Genomic DNA, 15,474 nt, shown 5'->3' on the forward strand with positions numbered 1-15,474 from the left:
GGATCAACCAGCCCTCACAGGAGGCCCTCATACAGACCGCCTGACGGAATCTGTCTCACCCGCCTTGACACTTTCCGTGATGCCGACGGCCACCTCGGCGGTACGTCCCGGCCACAGCAGGATGAGCAGACCCACGATGAGCGAGATCGCACCGCTGACGGCCAGGGCGGTGCGCACGGCCCGCACCGCGGGCGAACTGGACGAGGTGGAGGTGGACATGGCGAGCCTTCCTGTGTGAATGCTGGGAGCTTCGAGGCTTACCTTAGACCCTGCGGTGAACGTCTTGGGGGAGCGGTGTCAGCCCAGGACGAGGGCGACTCCGAAGAGCACCGGAAGGCACCCGACGGTGGAGATGAACACGACGTCGCGCGCCAGGATCTCGCCCACGCCATAGCGCTGCGCGAAGTTGAACACATTCTGGGCGGTGGGCAGCGCTGCCAGCACCACGACGACGAAGACCTGGTCGGAGGGCAGGCTGAACGCCGCAGCGACGGCCCATGCGATCGCGGGCATGACCAGGAGTTTCAGCACCGAGGCGATCACGACGTCGATGCGGCGGCCGGGCTCGGTCAGCACGCGCTGCCCGTACAACGACATGCCGTAGGACATGAGCAGGATCGGCACGCACGCCGCGGCGAAGAATGCCAGCGGGTCCATGACGATCGCCGGCAGGTCGATGTCGAGGACGGCCACGAGCACGCCCAGGGCCGACCCGATGAGCATCGGGTTCTTGACCGTCTGGGTGAGGATGCGCCGCGGTGAGCGCGAGCCCGAGGTCGCGGTATCCAGGATCGCCAGGGCGATCGGCATGAGGACGAGCAACTGGAACAAGATGACGGGTGCGGAGTACGCCGCGTTGCCGAGCATGTACAGCGAGATCGGGATCCCGATGTTGTTGCTGTTGACCTGGCCGGCCGAGAGGGCGCCGATCACCGTCTCGGCCGTGCGGCGACGCAGCACGAGCCACGAGACCAGGGCGTAGCCGAGGATGATGACGGCCGCGGTGATCATCGACACCGGCAGCAGCGCGGAGAACAGCGTCTTGACGTCGGCGCGGGCCAAGACGACGAACAGCAGGAACGGCGACAGGACGAAGAACGTCAGGCGGCTCAGCACCGGTCGGGCATGCGGGCCGAGCAGGTCGATGCGGGCGATGATGTAGCCGACGACCACGGCGAGCCCGATGACCGCGAATCCGGTCAGGATGCCACTCATGCCACGGCCCCGGGGCACACCCGCGCGCCGCGGGTGCGACGTCGCGATTCCATTGAGGCGAGCCTAGCCCGGTCGGAGCGGTTGGTGACCTCACCCCGTACGTCGTTCCCTCCGAGAACCCGTTCATCGAGCACCGCGGGACCGCCGTGAGGAAAGCGACCCCCGAGTTCGAGTAACGCCGATAATGCACATTATGTCAGTTTTTAGGGCGATGCCGCTCCCCGCCGACGGAGGTGCCGGCAGGCCACCGGTGTGTCGCGATGGGCGCAGGCCATCAGAGTGGTGCGCCGTCGCTAGGCTGTGGCGATGAGTTCCCCCCGACTCGTGCGCGACCGCCGTCGCACGGCGTCGATCGTGCTGTCCACGATCTCGCTCGCCGCCCTGACGTTCATCCTGCTGTGGACGTTCGGCCTCAACGCCACCGTTTCGGGCGCATCGAGCATGGTGGTGATCCTGCCGATGGTCGTCTTCTGGTTCTCGTCGGTGGTCTGCGGAATCATGGGTTTCATCGCACTCGGGCTCGGCGCCACCACGTCCCGACCGATGCTCCCTTGCCTGCTTGCCGTCGGGGTGCTCCTCGAGATCGTCGTGGGGCTGCTCCTGATCTCACGGCTCTGAGGCGTCGTCCGTCCCGGACTGCTCAGTCCACGATCTCGCCCCGCGCGATGACGACGTCCGCGGGCCTCACTCCCCCGCGAGCTCGCCGATCAGCGCCTCCACGCGGCCGCGGATGTCGTCCCGGATGCGCCGGACCGCCGTGGCATCCTGCCCGGCCGGGTCGTCGAGCTGCCAGTCCTCGTACCGCTTGCCGGGGAAGATCGGGCACGCGTCGCCGCACCCCATCGTGATGACGACGTCGGATTCGCGGACGGCCTCCACCGTGAGGATCTTGGGGGTGTTGCCCGCGATGTCGATACCCTCCTCAGCCATCACCTCGATCGCGACGGGGTTGATCTGGTCTTTGGGCTCGGAGCCGGCCGACAGCACGTCGATGCGGTCGCCCGCGAGATGCTGCAGATAGCCCGCGGCCATCTGCGATCGACCCGCGTTGTGGACGCAGACGAACAGAACAGTGGGACGTGACATGGGTTCCTCGGGGTTCAGGCTGCGCGCGCGTGTGGCGGCAGGGCGTCGATAGGGTGAGAGATGTCATCGAAGGCGGCGGCGAACGCAGCGGCACTGCCGACGCGGACGGGGTCGGGGATCGACCGGTGCAGATCGGTGGATGCCGGCGACTCGCGCGCGCGATCGCACACGGTGATCCGCAGGTCGTCGGTGCCCGCCACCTGTTCCGGGGTCTTGGGGGCGGCTCCGGGCAGGTCGAGTCCCTGGGAGGCCGCGACCGTGATGGCCCCCGCGGCAACCCGGTCGGAGCGCAATGTTCCGCCGATGACACGCGTTGCGCGGATCGGGGCAGCCTGCGCTTCGCCAGGCAAGGCGGTTGCCACGAGGCGGACGTAGCTGCGGCGTTTGTCTTCTTCGGACCAGCGACGTTCGATCAGGCCGAAGTCTTCGCGCGCACGCGGGTGATGAGCGCGAAGATCGGATGCGACGCTGAGCTGCTCCCCCAGCGACCGGTCCCCCAGCGCGAGCGTGTCGATGCCGCGCAGGCGCGCGGGGTCCGCCCGCGCGGAGGGCCGTGCGGCGCGGGCATCGAGCGTTGGCGCGTCCATTACCTCAATGATCATTGAGATAGATCGACTGCGCAAGTCCGTGCGCGTGACGAGTGCGGGTCCGGTAGCTTCGAGGGCATGCCGCCGCGACCGATCGCCGCCGCCGCCGTCATCGCGGTGTGCGCGACACTCGTCGGATGCGTTCCGCCCGGGTTCGCCTGCCCAGCCATCATGTACGTCACGCCGGGACCGGTGGTGGTCGAGATCGATCCGGCGCTCGTGGGCGATGGTTCCCTCGCTGCCTGCCTCGGTAAGCAGTGCAAGCCGACCACGATCTCTCCCGCCGAGTCCGGGGTGTGGAGGGTTCCGGATGCGCCACCCTACTCGGCGCAGAGCGTGGACGGAGTAGATCCCGACGCGGGGGTCCGAATCGTGATCCGGGATGCCACGGGCGCGACCGTCCGCGACGAGTGGCGCGAGATCCCCTTCACGCGCGACAGTCCCGGTCCCTGTCCCGGCCCCATCTCCCTGCAGCCCGTCGTGCTCGACTGATCTCTGTCGGCTCGCACTCGCTGTGTAACGCGCCCACGCCGACCGGACATCACAGGACATGGGGACCCTCGAGACCGACGCCGACCTGTGGCGCGACGCGCTCGCCGGAGACGGCGACGCGTTCGGCGCGCTGTTCGACAGGCACCGCGACCGGGTGTTCCGGCACGCCTACCGTCTTGTGCAGCACGCCGCGGACGCCGAGGACACTCTGGCGGCGGCATTCCTGGAGCTTTGGCGTCGGCGCCGGGCGGTTCGCCTGGTCGATGATTCCGTCCTCCCGTGGCTGCTGCTGACCGCCACGAACTGCGCGCGGAATCTTGCCCGCTCCCGCCGACGACACCACGCCGTCCTGGATGCACTGCCGCGGGAACCAGGAGAAGCTGACGCTCCACCGGATCCGATGGATAGGACGCTGGTCGCCTCGATCTCCCGTCTCCGTCCGCGCGATGCTCGACTGCTCGCGCTGGTCGCCCTCGCCGACCTCGAGATCCGTGAGGCTGCGCCCCTCGTGGGTCTGAGCCCCGGCGCCGCCCGCGTCCGTCTGCATCGCATCCGGGCCACGCTGCAGGACGACCTGGGGCACACGACCCGCGCCGACTACCTCACGGAGATGTCATGACGACTCCCACCCTCTCCCCCGCTTTCTCCGCCGCACTGCGGGAACGCCTGGTGGCCGGCGTCCGCGATTCCCGTCAACGGCGACTCCGCGCGCCGTGGGTCGCCGGTGTTGTCGTCGCGCTCGTGGCCGGCGGTGCATCCGCGGCGGTGGCATCCGGTGTCCTTTCGCTCCCGGGCGCACCGCAGGACACCCCCCTAGGCGCGGAGCAGACCCTCGAGGGAGTCGGTACCGACGCGCTCGATCTCGGCCCTCCGCCGGCTGGCGCCACCGGCGTCGCGCTGACACTGCGGTGCCTGGACCCCGGCACGGTGGGTCTTCCCGGCAGCGGGTCGATGGTGTGCCACGAGTCGGGCGACGGTGTGGCCTCGTGGACCGCAGCGCTGGATGCCGTCGACCCGACGCGTCTCGAGGTCGTCGCCGACTCCGGCACCCGGTGGACGCTGACAGGAAGGTACGTCTCACGCGAGATCCTCCCACTGGGCACCAACGGCGACGGGGAGACGTTCGGTTCGATCGTCGGCGGGGAGTCCCCCGATCTCATCGCCGTCGTCGCGACGAACGGACGTGAAGGGTATGTGCGACGCACGGAGCTCCAGGATGCCGACGGGACGAAGGCGGCGCGCTCGTTCCACTCTCCCGCAGAGGCTCTGGCGTGGCAGGAGAAGCGTGCCGGGAGATCGGTATCCATCCCGGTCTACGCGTCGGACGGGCGCACGGTGCTCGGCGACTTCGTCGTCGGCGACGGCGGCGCCGCGCGTTGAACGTCGCGCCTCAAGCCACTCCGGGCGCAAGCGCGCAGAACGTCAGCCTCCGCGCGGCGTGAGCTCTACCCAGCCGCCGCCGAACTTCGCGGCGCGGCCGTCCCCCGACGACGTCCCGGTGAGGCGCCGACGTACCCACGGCGCGACATGCTCGCGGTAGTACGCGGTGCCCTTCAGGCGCTGGATCTCGGAAATCTCCGGTAGCTTCCACCACTCCTCCGGCGCCGTCGCACCGACGGCCTCCAGAACGCGGGCGGCGACCCGGTGGTGCCCGCGGGCGTTCATGTGCAGCCGGTCGACCGACCAGAACTCGGGTCCGGCGAGCTCGCGGTCGAACCAGTTGTACGCCGTGATCACGTCGGGGCGTGAGCGCAGGCGCTCCTCGACGGCGTGCGACAGGCGGTCGCCGCGCCCGTGGACGACGCGGCCGAACGGCAGGCCTGCCGACGGGTTCGCGCCCGAGAGCACGATGAGCTGCACGCCCTCCTCGTCGCACCGGCGCACCACGTGGTCGAAGACGTCGACGATCCGCTCGATGCCGGTCCGCGGACGCAGCATGTCGTTGCCTCCGCCGTTGAACGACAGGTGTGTGGGCTTCAGGGCGAGCGCGGGCTCTAGCTGCTCATCGACGATCGGCTGGACGAGTTTGCCGCGGATGGCGAGGTTCGCGTACTGGATCGGCTCGCGGATGGCATCCGCCCATCCCTGCGCCGCGAGGTCGGCCCAGCCGCGGACGGTGCCGTCGGGCAGTTCGTCGCCGACGCCTTCGGTGAACGAGTCGCCGATGGCGACGTACCGCACGGATGCCATCGGGCCAGCCTACGCCGGGTCCACGCCACGGCCCTCGATCGGGTTCGGGGCGCGATCTTCGTTTCGGGGCGTGGATTACCGCGCTCCAGAGGGAAGAATGCGCCCAGAAACCCCGCGTGCTGCGGACGCGGGTCAGTCCTCGTCGAGCGCTCGGCCGCGCTGCTCGCGCAGGGTCAGAGCGGCGACCACCGCGACAGCGAAGAACGCCGCGAACACCACGAACAGCAGCGGCGCGCCCCCGAGGCCCAGCAGCGGCGGAACGCTCAGCGGCGCGAGGATGGACGCGATGCGGCCCACACCGGCCGCCCACCCCGACCCGGTGGCTCGCAGCGGCGTGGGATACGTCTCGGGGGTCGCCGCGTACAGAGCACCCCAGGCGCCGAGGTTGAAGAACGACAGCGCCATACCCGCCGCGATGACGGCGACCTCGCCCGAGGCGGTCCCGAAGAACACCGCGGCGACGGCGGAACCGGCCAGGAACGTCGCGAGCGTCGCCCGGCGGCCCCACGCCTCGATGAGCCACGCCGCGACGGCATAGCCCGGCAGCTGAGCCAGAGTGATCACGAGGGTGAAACCGAACGATCGGACGAGGTCGTAGCCCTGCGACACGAGGATCGTCGGGATCCAGATGAAGGCTCCGTAATAGGAGAAGTTCACGCAGAACCACAACACCCACAAGGCCGACGTGCGTGCCCGCAGGGGCGCGGCCCACAGAGCGCTCACCCGGGCGCGCGTCGCGCGCGGCTCCCCGCCGACCTCGGCCGGGACGGGCGAGAACGACACCCGCCCCGCCGCAGCCTCGAAGTCGCGCACGACGGCCGAGGCCTCGGCATCCCTCCCCCGGCTCGCGAGCCACCGCGGCGACTCCGGGAGTCCCCATCGCACGATGAGCGCGTACACCGCAGGGACCGCGCCGAGCGCGAACGCCCACCGCCAGCCGTCCGCCGACGCCGGTACGACGAGGTAGCCGATGACCGCCGCGGCGGTCCAGCCGATCGCCCAGAACGCCTCGAGGAACACGATCAGGCGTCCGCGCATGCGCGCGGGGGCGAACTCGCTGACGTAGGTCGAGGCGACCGGCAGCTCGGCCCCGAGCCCCAGTCCGACGACGAACCGCAGGACGAGCAGTGCCGCGAGTCCGCCCACGAGCGCACTCGCGCCGGTGGCCAGACCGTACACCAGCAGCGTCAGGGCGAAGACGTGGCGCCGACCGAAGCGGTCCGCGAGCAGGCCGCCGAGGCTTGCACCGATCGCCATGCCGGCGAATCCCGCGGACGCGATCCACGACGCCTCGGTCGGGGCGAGCTGCCACTGCGCGGAAAGCGCCGCGATGACGAACGAGATGAGCCCGACATCCATGGCATCCAAGGCCCAACCCAGTCCCGACCCGCCCAGCACGCGGGCGTGGCGGCGGGTGAACGGCAGGGCGTCGAGGCGGTCGGCGATGCGGGCGACGTCGGTCGAGGTGGTCACCGGATGCCGGCCGTCTCGGTCTCGGCGAGCATCTCGTGCACGAGAGGGAGGACGCGCGTGCCGTACAGCTCGATGCTCGACATGAGCCGATCGTGCGAGATCGAGCCGCTGGCGAACTTCATCTGGAAGCGGGTGTTGCCCAGGGCCTGGACGGTCGCGACGATCTTGCGCGCGACCGTCTCGGGCGAACCGATGTACATCGCGCCCTCGGGTCCGACGTCGTGCTGGAACCGCAGACGGTTGTACTCGGGCCACCCGCGCTCGCGGCCGATCGTGTTGTTCAGTTCGGCGACGCCCTCGTACGCCTCATCCCAGGCCTGCTGGTCGGTCTCGGCGACGTGACCGGGCGAGTGCACCGAGATGGGCATCTGCGGCTTGTCGAACTCCTCCAGCGAGCGGCGGTACAGGTCGGCGAAGGGTCGGAACCGGGCCGATGACCCGCCGATGATCGCGAGCACCAGGCCGTAGCCGTAGCGCGCGGCGCGCACCACGGATTCGGGCGATCCGCCGACCCCGACCCAGGCCTTCAGACCGTTCTCGGTCTTCGGATACACGTCGGCGTCCTGGAGCCCGGCGCGGGTACGGCCGGACCACGTCACGGGCTTCTCATCGAGGAGGAGCGAGAACAGCTCGACCTTCTCCTCGAACAGCTGCTCGTAGTCGCGCAGGTCGTAGCCGAACAGCGGGAACGACTCGATGAACGACCCGCGCCCCAGAATCACCTCGGCGCGGCCGTGGGAGACGGCGTCCAGCGTCGCGAACCGCTCGTACACGCGGACCGGATCGTCCGACGACAGCACCGTGACCGACGTGCCGAGGTGGATGCTCGACGTGCGCGCCGCAGCGGCCGCCAAGACGATCTCGGGGCTCGTGACGGCGAAGTCCTTGCGGTGGTGCTCCCCCACGCCGAAGAACGACAGGCCGACCTGATCGGCGAGCACCGCCTGCTCGACGACGTTGCGGATGGTCTGCGCGTCGGACTGCAGACTCCCGTCCGAGCCGCGGGAGATGTCTCCGAAAGTGTCGAGGCCGAGCTCGAGTGGGCGATCGTTCATGGCGTCTCCTTGCATTCGGATGAATGAACTTTATGCCCCCCGGCGGTATTCCCGAGAATCGGGGCGCCACCGCACGACGACGCCCCGATCCCGATCACGCGGATGCCAGAGCCGCACGCAACGTGTCGAGCCCGACGCCCCCGATGTCCAGCGCCTGAGTGTGGAACGACTTCATCGAGAAGTCCGCCCCCGCGCGCTCGCGGGCCTCGTCGCGCACCTGCTCCCACATGCGCTGGCCGACCTTGTACGACGGCGCCTGGCCGGGCCAGCCGAGGTACCGGTTGACCTCGAAGCGGACGAACTCCTCGGGCATGTTGACGTTGCGGAGCATGAAGGCGAGGGCGTAGTCGTGATCCCAGACGCCCTCGCCGTCGAGCCGCGGCTTGCCCAGGTGCACGCCGATGTCGAGGACCACGCGCGCCGCGCGCATCCGCTGCCCGTCGAGCATCCCGAGTCGGTCGGCGGGGTCGTCGAGATAGCCGAGTTGCTCCATGAGGCGCTCGGCGTACAGCGCCCAGCCCTCCGCGTGGCCGCTGGTGCCCGCCAGCAGGCGGCGCCACGAGTTCAGTTCGCCGCGGTTGTAGACCGCCTGCGCGATCTGCAGGTGGTGACCGGGAACGCCCTCGTGGTACACCGTGGTCAGTTCGCGCCACGTGTCGAAGCTCTCCACGCCCTCGGGCACCGACCACCACATCCGTCCGGGGCGCGAGAAGTCGTCGGTCGGGCCGGTGTAGTAGATCCCGCCCTCCTTCGTCGGGGCGATCATGCACTCCAGGCGCCGAATCGGTTCGGCGATGTCGAAATGGGTCCGTCCCAGCTCCTCGACGGCGCGGTCGCTCGTGCGCTGCATCCACTCCTGCAGGGCCGCCGTGCCGTGGAGCTTGCGGGACTCGTCCTTCTCGAGGAAGGCGACGGCCTCCTCGACGCTCGCGCCGGGGAGGATCTCGTTCGCGATCGCCTCCTGCTCGGCCACCATGCGGGCGAGTTCTTCCACGCCCCACTCGTACGTCTCGTCGAGGTCGACCGTCGCGCCGAGGAACTGCCGCGAGTGCAACGCGTACAGCTCCCGGCCGACCCCGTCCGTCTCCCCCGCGGCCGAAGCGAGCTCGGAGGAGAGGAAGGATGCCAGGGCGTCGTAGGCGACGCGGGCGGCGCCGGCGTTCTGGTCCAGGTCACGGGCGAGCGAGGCGGGCAGCTGCCCCTCCTCCGGTGCGGCCTCGCCCACGAACTGCGCGAAGAACCCGGTGTCGGCGGTGTAGCGCGCGATCTGCGTGGCGACCTCGGTGACCTGACGCCGTGCGGGGACGACTCCGCGCGAGATCCCCTCGCGCAGCGTCGCGATGTAGCCGTCGATCGCGCCGGGCAGCGCCTTCAGACGGGTCGCGATCGTGGCCCAGTCCTCGACCGTCGCGGTCGGCATGAGGTCGAACGCCTGGCGAAGGTCCTGCGCGGGCGACGCGATGACGTTGACGTCGCGCAGATGCGTCTGCGCGGCGTGGAGTTCCAGGTGCAGGTCGAGTTCGCGACCGAGGTCCATCTTCGTGACCTCGTCGACCGCATCGACGGGCGTGGCGTTCTCGAGTGCGGCCTTCGTCGCCCGCGCCTGGTCGGCGAGTTCGTTCGCGCCCTCGGGGCTGTAGTCGCCGAAGCGGTCGTTGTATTCCGAGCGTCCGATGTAAGTGGCCAGCGTGGGCACGCGCTCCGCCAGGGTGTCCACCCACGCGTCCGCGATCCGGTCGATCGGCGTGGGGGTGCGTTGTGCATCAGTCATACGTCGAGCCTAGGGAAGGCCCGGGGGCGTGACCACCCGGTGACGGGTCGGACCCGGGCGTCAGTGTCCCGCTTCGTCCCAGTCGCCCCCGCGGCCGATCTGCACGTCCAGCGGCACCGAGAGGTCGGCGGCGTCCGCCATCCGTGCGCGCACGATGCCCTCGACCGCGTCCCACTCCCCCGCGGCGACCTCGACGACGAGTTCGTCGTGGATCTGCAGCAGCACGCGCGAGCGCAGACCGGCGGACGCGAGCTCGTCACGGATACGGAACAGCGCGATCTTCATGATGTCGGCGGCGCTGCCCTGGATCGGGGCGTTCAGCGCTGCGCGCTCGGCGTTCTCGCGCAGCACCCGGTTCATGCTCGTGAGGTCGGGGAACGGCCGCCGGCGTCCGAAGATGGTCTCGGTGTACCCGTCCTGCCGTGCCTGTTCGACCGAACCGCGCAGATAGTCGCGCACCGCCCCGAAGCGGGCGAAGTACTCCAGCATGAGCTGCTTCGCCTCGGACTGCTCGATGCGCAGCTGCTTCGACAGTCCGAACGCCGACAGGCCGTACACGAGGCCGTACGACATCGCCTTGACCTTGGTGCGCATCGCGGGCGTCACCTCGGACGGCTCGACGCCGAACACGCGGGAGCCGACGAAGCGGTGCAGATCCTCGCCGGAGTTGAACGCCTCGATGAGGCCGGGGTCGCCCGACAGGTGCGCCATGATGCGCATCTCGATCTGGGAGTAGTCGGCCGTCAGAAGCGTCTCGTAGCCCTCGCCGACCTCGAAGGCGGCCCGGATGCGACGGCTCTCCTCGGTGCGGATCGGGATGTTCTGCAGGTTCGGGTCGGTGCTCGAGAGGCGCCCGGTCTGGCTGCCGGTCTGCACGTAGGTGGTGTGGATGCGTCCGTCGGCGCCGATCGCGGCGTCCAACGCATCGATGATCTGCTTGAGCTTGGTCGCCTCGCGGTGACGCAGCAGCAGGTCGAGGAAGGGATGGTGCGCGTTCTCCTGCAGGTCGGCGAGGGCAGCGGCATCCGTGGTGTATCCGCTCTTGGTCTTGCGCGTCTTCGGCAGCTGCAGCTCGTCGAACAGAACCTCTTGCAGCTGCTTGGGTGAGCCGAGGTTCACCTCGTGGCCGATGGAGGCGTACGCCTGCTGCGCGAGCGCGTCGGCACGCTCTGCGAGCTCGCCGGAGAACCGCGCGAGCTTGTCGTGCGAGACGGCGACCCCCGCGAGCTCCATGCCGGCCAGGGCCCCGAGGGTCGGGAGTTCGATGTCGTCGAGCACTCCGGCGACGCGCTCGGGCAGCTCCGCGCGCTGGGCCTCGGAGACACGTCGCACGTACCAGGACAGCTGACCCGGAGTGGCCCCCTCCGTCTCGGGGACGAGCTGCGTGGGGTCGGCCTCGGGCAGCTTCTCCCCGAGGTAGCGGTCGACGAGGTCGGCGAGAGTCTTGTCGGGGAAGCTCGGGCGCACGAGCCAACCGGCGAGGATCACGTCGTCAGCGATCCCGCCGACCTCGATGCCCGCGTTGGCCAGCGCCTTCAGCTGCGGCTTCGCACCGGCGAACGCCTTCGGCGCGTCGGATGCCAGCCACTCGGCGAGGGCATCGCGCACGGCATCCGTCCACTCGGCCTCGGCCGCGGCATCGGCGCTGGCCAGGCCGATCCGCGTGGGGGTGTGACCGAGAAGCGTGACGGTCACACCGACGGTGCCGGATGCCGACCTCGCCCATGCGGCGAGACCGTCGGCATCGAGGACCGCCGCGGTGGGTGCGGCGGCGGCGGGTTTGGTCTCTTCGGCTGCCGCCGAGGGATCGGCACCGAAGGCATCGAACACGCGCGGCAGGAGCGTGCGGAACTCGAGACGGGCGAAGATGTCGCGCACGGCCTGCGTGTCGATGGGCTGCACACCCAGGTCGGCCGGACCCACCGGCAGCTCGACGTCACGGAGCAGACGGTTCAGCGCGCGGTTGCGCTTGACGTCGTCGAGGTGCTCGCGCAGGTTGTTGCCCACGACGCCGGTCACCTTGTCGGCGTTCTCCAGCAGCGCCTCGAGCGAGCCCCATTGCGTCAGCCACTTCACCGCGGTCTTCTCGCCGACCTTCGGGACGCCGGGGAGGTTGTCGCTCGTCTCGCCGACGAGGGCGGCGATCTCGGGGTACTGTGCCGGCGGCAGTCCGTACTTCTCCACGACCGCGTCGGTGTCGTAGCGCTTGAGCTGCGAGACCCCCTGCACGTTGGGGTACAGCAGCGTGATGTCGTCGGTGACGAGCTGGATCGTGTCGCGGTCACCCGAGCACACCAGGACCGAGAAGCCCTCGGCTGCGGCCTCGGTGGCGAGCGTGGCGAGGATGTCGTCCGCCTCGACCTCTTCCTTCGTCAGCACGGGAACGTTCAGGGCGCGCAGGCAGTCCTGCAGGAGCGGAATCTGTCCTTTGAACTCGACCGGGGACTCGCTGCGGTTGGCCTTGTACTCGCTGTACTCCTTCGTGCGGAACGACTGCCGCGACGTGTCGAACGCCACGGCGAGGTGCGTCGGCTTCTCGGCCTTGACGAGGTTGACGAACATCGACAGGAAGCCGTAGATGCCGTTGGTGTGCTGCCCGTCCTTCGTGGAGAAGTTGTCGACGGGCAGGGCGTAGAACGCCCGGTAGGCCAGCGAGTGGCCGTCGACGACGAGGAGAGTAGGCTTTTCGGCATCCGTCACTCGTCCAGCGTAACGAGAACCACGGACACTCCCCCGGCCCCGGCTTCTCGAAGGCGACGATGACCTCCACGACACCCGACACCACATCCGGACTGGACTGGGCGAAGCAGCGCGGAATGGGCGCCCTCGCCGAGAAGATGGGCATCGAGTGGGTCGAGTTCTCGGTCGAGCGCAGCGTCGCCACCATGCCCGTGGAGGGCAACACGCAGCCGGTCGGTCTGCTGCACGGCGGCGCTTACGTCGTGCTCGGCGAGTCGCTCGGCTCGATGGCGGCGAACCTCTATGCCGGCGCCGGCCGACTCGCGGTGGGCATCGACATCAATGCCACCCACACCCGTTCGGCTACCTCGGGCATCGTGACGGGCGTGTGCACGCCGATCCACCTGGGGCGCTCGCTCACCGTCCACGAGATCGCGGTGTCCGACGAGCAGGGCCGGCGCTGCTCGACGATCCGCATCACCAACCTGATCAAGGACGCCCCGGCCTCCTGAGGCCGCACAAAAAGAATGGATGCCACCGCGGTGGCATCCATTCGTTCTCGGAAACGGGTGGGGTCAGCCCTTCTTGGGGGCGAGCTGCTCGATGATGGCCTTCGCCACATCCTGCATCGTGAGGCGGCGGTCCATCGACGCCTTCTGGATCCACCGGAAGGCCTCGGGCTCGGACAGGCCCATCTTCTCGTTCAGCAGGCCCTTGGCGCGGTCGACGAGCTTGCGCGTCTCGAAGCGCTCGACCATGTCGGCGACCTCGGCCTCGAGCGTGATGATCTGCTCGTAGCGGGCCAGGGCGATCTCGATCGCCGGCAGCAGGTCGTTGGGCGTGAACGGCTTCACGACGTAGGCGAGCGCACCGGCCTCGCTCGCGCGCTCCACGAGCTCCTTCTGGCTGAACGCCGTGAGGAGAACCACCGGGGCGATGTGGTTCTTGCTGAGCTTCTCGGCGGCGCTGATGCCGTCGAGCTGCGGCATCTTCACGTCCATGATGACCAGGTCGGGACGCAGCTCGGTCGCCAGCTGGACGGCGGTCTCACCGTCGCCGGCCTCGCCGACGACGTCGAAGCCGTTGTCGCGGAGGATCTCGACGATGTCGAGGCGGATGAGCGACTCGTCTTCCGCCACGACGACACGGCGGGGGGCGGTGGGCGCGCTCACCGGCGCGGCTTCGTGATCTGTCACGGTTCCATCCTATGACTGTGGTTGCGAGGGTCAGCCATGCGGCGACCTCGGTATGCGGTGCCGTCGGCTCCGCGGGGGAAAAGGATATCGGGTCGACTCCATCGCGGGAGCCGACCCGTCATCGTGCCGGTGGTGGGACTCGAACCCACACGCCCTTGCGGACAGAGCATTTTGAGTGCCCCGCGTCTGCCATTCCGCCACACCGGCCGGTGCTGCGTTCCCCAACCTACCCGGCGGGAACGACGACGCGCGCCGACAGCGCCGGCGCGCGTCGCCGAGGGGTCAGTTGTCCATGTAGCCCGGAGCCGCGCCGTGCACGGCGTCGCCCACACGGTGCACGCGCAGGTCGTTGGTGGAACCGGCGATCCCGGGAGGGGAACCCGAGATGACCACGACCTTGTCGCCGACCTTCGCCAGGTCGTTGGACAGGAGGTAGTCGTCCACCTGCAGGAACATCTTGTCGGTGTGGGACACGTGCTCGACGAGGGTCGAGCGCACGCCCCAGGTCAGCGCCAGACGGCGGCGGATGCCGGGCTCGGGCGTGAACGCGATCATCGGGATCGTGGAGCGCAGACGCGACATGCGGCGGGCCGAGTCACCGGATTCGGTGAAGACGCACAGGTACTTCGCATCGACGAAGTCGGCGACCTCGACCGCGGCGAGCGTGATGGCGCCGCCCTGGGTGCGCGGCTTGTTCGTCAGAGGCGCGATGCGCTCCAGGCCGTGCTCCTCGGTGGACTGGACGATGCGGGCCATGGTCTCGACGACGACGACCGGGTACGCCCCGACGCTCGTCTCGCCCGAGAGCATGACGGCGTCGGCACCGTCGAGCACCGCGTTGGCGACGTCACTGGTCTCGGCGCGCGTGGGCACCGGGTTCTCGATCATCGATTCGAGCATCTGGGTGGCGACGATGACCGGCTTGGCCATCCGGCGGCAGAGTTCCACCGCGCGCTTCTGCACGATCGGCACGGCCTCCAGCGGCAGCTCGACACCCAGGTCGCCGCGGGCGACCATGATGCCGTCGAACGCGTCGATGATCTCCTCGAGGTTGTCGACCGCCTGCGGCTTCTCGATCTTGGCGATGACCGGGATGTACCGGCCCTCTTCGCCCATGATCTCGTGCACGCGCTCGATGTCCTTGGCATCGCGCACGAACGACAGCGCGATGAGGTCTGCGCCGGCGCGGAGGCCCCAGCGCAGATCGGCTTCGTCCTTCTCGCTCAGCGCGGGGACGTTGACGGCGACGCCGGGCAGGTTGATGCCCTTGTTGTTGGACACCGGACCGCCGACGACGACCTCGGTCGTCACGACGACGCCGTCGGTCTCGACCACGCGGACGCGGACCTTGCCGTCGTCGATGAGCAGGAAGTCGCCGGGGCGCACATCCTGCGGCAGACCCTTGAACGTCGTGCCGACGATCTCCTTCGTGCCGAGGATGTCTTCGATCGTGATCTTGAAGATGTCGCCGGGGGCGAGCTCGTGCGGGCCGTTCTCGAACTTGCCGAGACGGATCTTCGGACCCTGGAGGTCGACGAGGGCGGCCACGGGGCGGCCCGCGTCCTCTGCCGCCTTGCGCACGTTGGCGAAGTTGGCGTCGTGCACGGAGTAGTCTCCGTGGCTCAGGTTCAGTCGGGCGACGTCCACCCCGGCGTCGATGATGGCGCGAACCATCTCATACGACGACGTGGCGGGGCCGAGGGTTGCGACGATCTTGGCGCGTCTCATCC

16 protein-coding genes and 1 tRNA gene are annotated in these 15,474 nt (G+C 69.3%); 5 read left to right on the forward strand and 12 right to left on the reverse strand.

Annotation, left to right across the window (positions count from 1 at the left end; genetic code table 11):
• Window positions 1-27: 27 nt before the first annotated feature.
• Together LL239_RS07090 and LL239_RS07095 are read right to left on the reverse strand one after the other, a co-directional pair.
• Window positions 28-219 carry a hypothetical protein gene (locus tag LL239_RS07090; protein WP_228162761.1) on the reverse strand — a complete coding sequence of 64 codons (192 nt, stop codon included), beginning with the start codon at window positions 217-219 and terminating at the stop codon, window positions 28-30.
• Window positions 220-297: 78 nt separating this feature from the next.
• The gene (locus LL239_RS07095; protein ID WP_228162762.1) at window positions 298-1,215 is read right to left on the reverse strand and encodes an AEC family transporter; all 918 of its coding nucleotides are present in this window, start codon (window positions 1,213-1,215) and stop codon (window positions 298-300) included.
• A 306-nt stretch (window positions 1,216-1,521) separates the two neighbouring features.
• Here LL239_RS07095 and LL239_RS07100 point away from each other — a divergent pair, with 306 nt between their 5' ends.
• Window positions 1,522-1,833, forward strand: a complete 312-nt coding sequence (locus LL239_RS07100; protein WP_228162763.1) for a hypothetical protein — start codon at window positions 1,522-1,524, stop codon at window positions 1,831-1,833.
• Between the two features lie 66 nt (window positions 1,834-1,899).
• Here LL239_RS07100 and LL239_RS07105 read toward each other — a convergent pair whose 3' ends face one another.
• Both LL239_RS07105 and LL239_RS07110 read right to left on the reverse strand, forming a co-directional pair.
• On the reverse strand, window positions 1,900-2,301 hold the full coding sequence (locus LL239_RS07105) for an arsenate reductase ArsC (protein WP_228162764.1): 402 nt from the start codon (window positions 2,299-2,301) through the stop codon (window positions 1,900-1,902).
• Window positions 2,302-2,315: 14 nt separating this feature from the next.
• Complete coding sequence (locus LL239_RS07110) at window positions 2,316-2,888, reverse strand: ArsR family transcriptional regulator (protein WP_228162765.1); 573 nt, start codon at window positions 2,886-2,888, stop codon at window positions 2,316-2,318.
• Window positions 2,889-2,966: 78 nt separating this feature from the next.
• Here LL239_RS07110 and LL239_RS07115 point away from each other — a divergent pair, with 78 nt between their 5' ends.
• The 3 genes from LL239_RS07115 to LL239_RS07125 are packed head-to-tail and all read left to right on the forward strand — an operon-like array spanning window position 2,967 to window position 4,760.
• Window positions 2,967-3,380, forward strand: a complete 414-nt coding sequence (locus tag LL239_RS07115; RefSeq protein ID WP_228162766.1) for a hypothetical protein — start codon at window positions 2,967-2,969, stop codon at window positions 3,378-3,380.
• Window positions 3,381-3,438: 58 nt separating this feature from the next.
• A complete protein-coding gene (locus LL239_RS07120) occupies window positions 3,439-3,999 on the forward strand; it encodes an RNA polymerase sigma factor (RefSeq protein ID WP_228162767.1) in 561 nt (186 codons plus the stop codon).
• Window positions 3,996-4,760, forward strand: a complete 765-nt coding sequence (locus LL239_RS07125; RefSeq protein ID WP_228162768.1) for a peptidase M56 family protein — start codon at window positions 3,996-3,998, stop codon at window positions 4,758-4,760. Before LL239_RS07120 ends, LL239_RS07125 begins: the two co-directional genes overlap by 4 nt.
• Window positions 4,761-4,802: 42 nt before the next feature.
• On the opposite strand, the gene LL239_RS07130 is transcribed toward LL239_RS07125, so the two are convergent.
• The 5 genes from LL239_RS07130 to polA form a co-directional block, all read right to left on the reverse strand.
• Entirely contained in the window at window positions 4,803-5,570 is a 768-nt protein-coding gene (locus tag LL239_RS07130) for an SGNH/GDSL hydrolase family protein (protein WP_228162769.1), read from the reverse strand.
• A gap of 132 nt (window positions 5,571-5,702) precedes the next feature.
• Window positions 5,703-7,043: an MFS transporter gene (locus LL239_RS07135; RefSeq protein ID WP_228162770.1), complete on the reverse strand. Its 1,341-nt coding sequence runs from the start codon at window positions 7,041-7,043 to the stop codon at window positions 5,703-5,705.
• Complete coding sequence (locus LL239_RS07140) at window positions 7,040-8,098, reverse strand: LLM class flavin-dependent oxidoreductase (protein WP_228162771.1); 1,059 nt, start codon at window positions 8,096-8,098, stop codon at window positions 7,040-7,042. The genes LL239_RS07135 and LL239_RS07140 overlap by 4 nt, the downstream gene beginning before the upstream one ends.
• A gap of 94 nt (window positions 8,099-8,192) precedes the next feature.
• Window positions 8,193-9,869: a DUF885 domain-containing protein gene (locus tag LL239_RS07145; protein ID WP_228162772.1), complete on the reverse strand. Its 1,677-nt coding sequence runs from the start codon at window positions 9,867-9,869 to the stop codon at window positions 8,193-8,195.
• A 60-nt stretch (window positions 9,870-9,929) separates the two neighbouring features.
• Window positions 9,930-12,569 carry a DNA polymerase I gene (gene polA / locus LL239_RS07150; protein ID WP_228162773.1) on the reverse strand — a complete coding sequence of 880 codons (2,640 nt, stop codon included), beginning with the start codon at window positions 12,567-12,569 and terminating at the stop codon, window positions 9,930-9,932.
• A 59-nt stretch (window positions 12,570-12,628) separates the two neighbouring features.
• On the opposite strand from polA, the gene LL239_RS07155 reads away from it, so the two are divergent.
• On the forward strand, window positions 12,629-13,060 hold the full coding sequence (locus LL239_RS07155; protein WP_228162774.1) for a hotdog fold thioesterase: 432 nt from the start codon (window positions 12,629-12,631) through the stop codon (window positions 13,058-13,060).
• Between the two features lie 63 nt (window positions 13,061-13,123).
• Here LL239_RS07155 and LL239_RS07160 read toward each other — a convergent pair whose 3' ends face one another.
• The 3 genes from LL239_RS07160 to pyk form a co-directional block, all read right to left on the reverse strand.
• Entirely contained in the window at window positions 13,124-13,744 is a 621-nt protein-coding gene (locus tag LL239_RS07160) for an ANTAR domain-containing response regulator (RefSeq protein WP_022877510.1), read from the reverse strand.
• A 124-nt stretch (window positions 13,745-13,868) separates the two neighbouring features.
• Window positions 13,869-13,951, reverse strand: a tRNA-Leu gene (locus LL239_RS07165).
• A gap of 75 nt (window positions 13,952-14,026) precedes the next feature.
• Entirely contained in the window at window positions 14,027-15,472 is a 1,446-nt protein-coding gene (gene pyk / locus LL239_RS07170; protein ID WP_228162775.1) for a pyruvate kinase, read from the reverse strand.
• Window positions 15,473-15,474 lie beyond the last annotated feature (2 nt).

The organism is Microbacterium testaceum (assembly GCF_020781835.1).
GTDB lineage: Bacteria > Actinomycetota > Actinomycetes > Actinomycetales > Microbacteriaceae > Microbacterium > Microbacterium testaceum_H.

What these genes read in the sequence shown, in the direction of transcription:
- LL239_RS07090 (WP_228162761.1), bottom strand. Translation starts at nt 219, where the DNA reads ATGTCCACCTCCACCTCGTCCAGTTCGCCCGCGGTGCGGGCCGTGCGC.
- LL239_RS07095 (WP_228162762.1), bottom strand. Translation starts at nt 1,215, where the DNA reads ATGAGTGGCATCCTGACCGGATTCGCGGTCATCGGGCTCGCCGTGGTC.
- LL239_RS07100 (WP_228162763.1), top strand. Translation starts at nt 1,522, where the DNA reads ATGAGTTCCCCCCGACTCGTGCGCGACCGCCGTCGCACGGCGTCGATC.
- LL239_RS07105 (WP_228162764.1), bottom strand. Translation starts at nt 2,301, where the DNA reads ATGTCACGTCCCACTGTTCTGTTCGTCTGCGTCCACAACGCGGGTCGA.
- LL239_RS07110 (WP_228162765.1), bottom strand. Translation starts at nt 2,888, where the DNA reads ATGGACGCGCCAACGCTCGATGCCCGCGCCGCACGGCCCTCCGCGCGG.
- LL239_RS07115 (WP_228162766.1), top strand. Translation starts at nt 2,967, where the DNA reads ATGCCGCCGCGACCGATCGCCGCCGCCGCCGTCATCGCGGTGTGCGCG.
- LL239_RS07120 (WP_228162767.1), top strand. Translation starts at nt 3,439, where the DNA reads ATGGGGACCCTCGAGACCGACGCCGACCTGTGGCGCGACGCGCTCGCC.
- LL239_RS07125 (WP_228162768.1), top strand. Translation starts at nt 3,996, where the DNA reads ATGACGACTCCCACCCTCTCCCCCGCTTTCTCCGCCGCACTGCGGGAA.
- LL239_RS07130 (WP_228162769.1), bottom strand. Translation starts at nt 5,570, where the DNA reads ATGGCATCCGTGCGGTACGTCGCCATCGGCGACTCGTTCACCGAAGGC.
- LL239_RS07140 (WP_228162771.1), bottom strand. Translation starts at nt 8,098, where the DNA reads ATGAACGATCGCCCACTCGAGCTCGGCCTCGACACTTTCGGAGACATC.
- LL239_RS07145 (WP_228162772.1), bottom strand. Translation starts at nt 9,869, where the DNA reads ATGACTGATGCACAACGCACCCCCACGCCGATCGACCGGATCGCGGAC.
- LL239_RS07155 (WP_228162774.1), top strand. Translation starts at nt 12,629, where the DNA reads ATGACCTCCACGACACCCGACACCACATCCGGACTGGACTGGGCGAAG.
- pyk (WP_228162775.1), bottom strand. Translation starts at nt 15,472, where the DNA reads ATGAGACGCGCCAAGATCGTCGCAACCCTCGGCCCCGCCACGTCGTCG.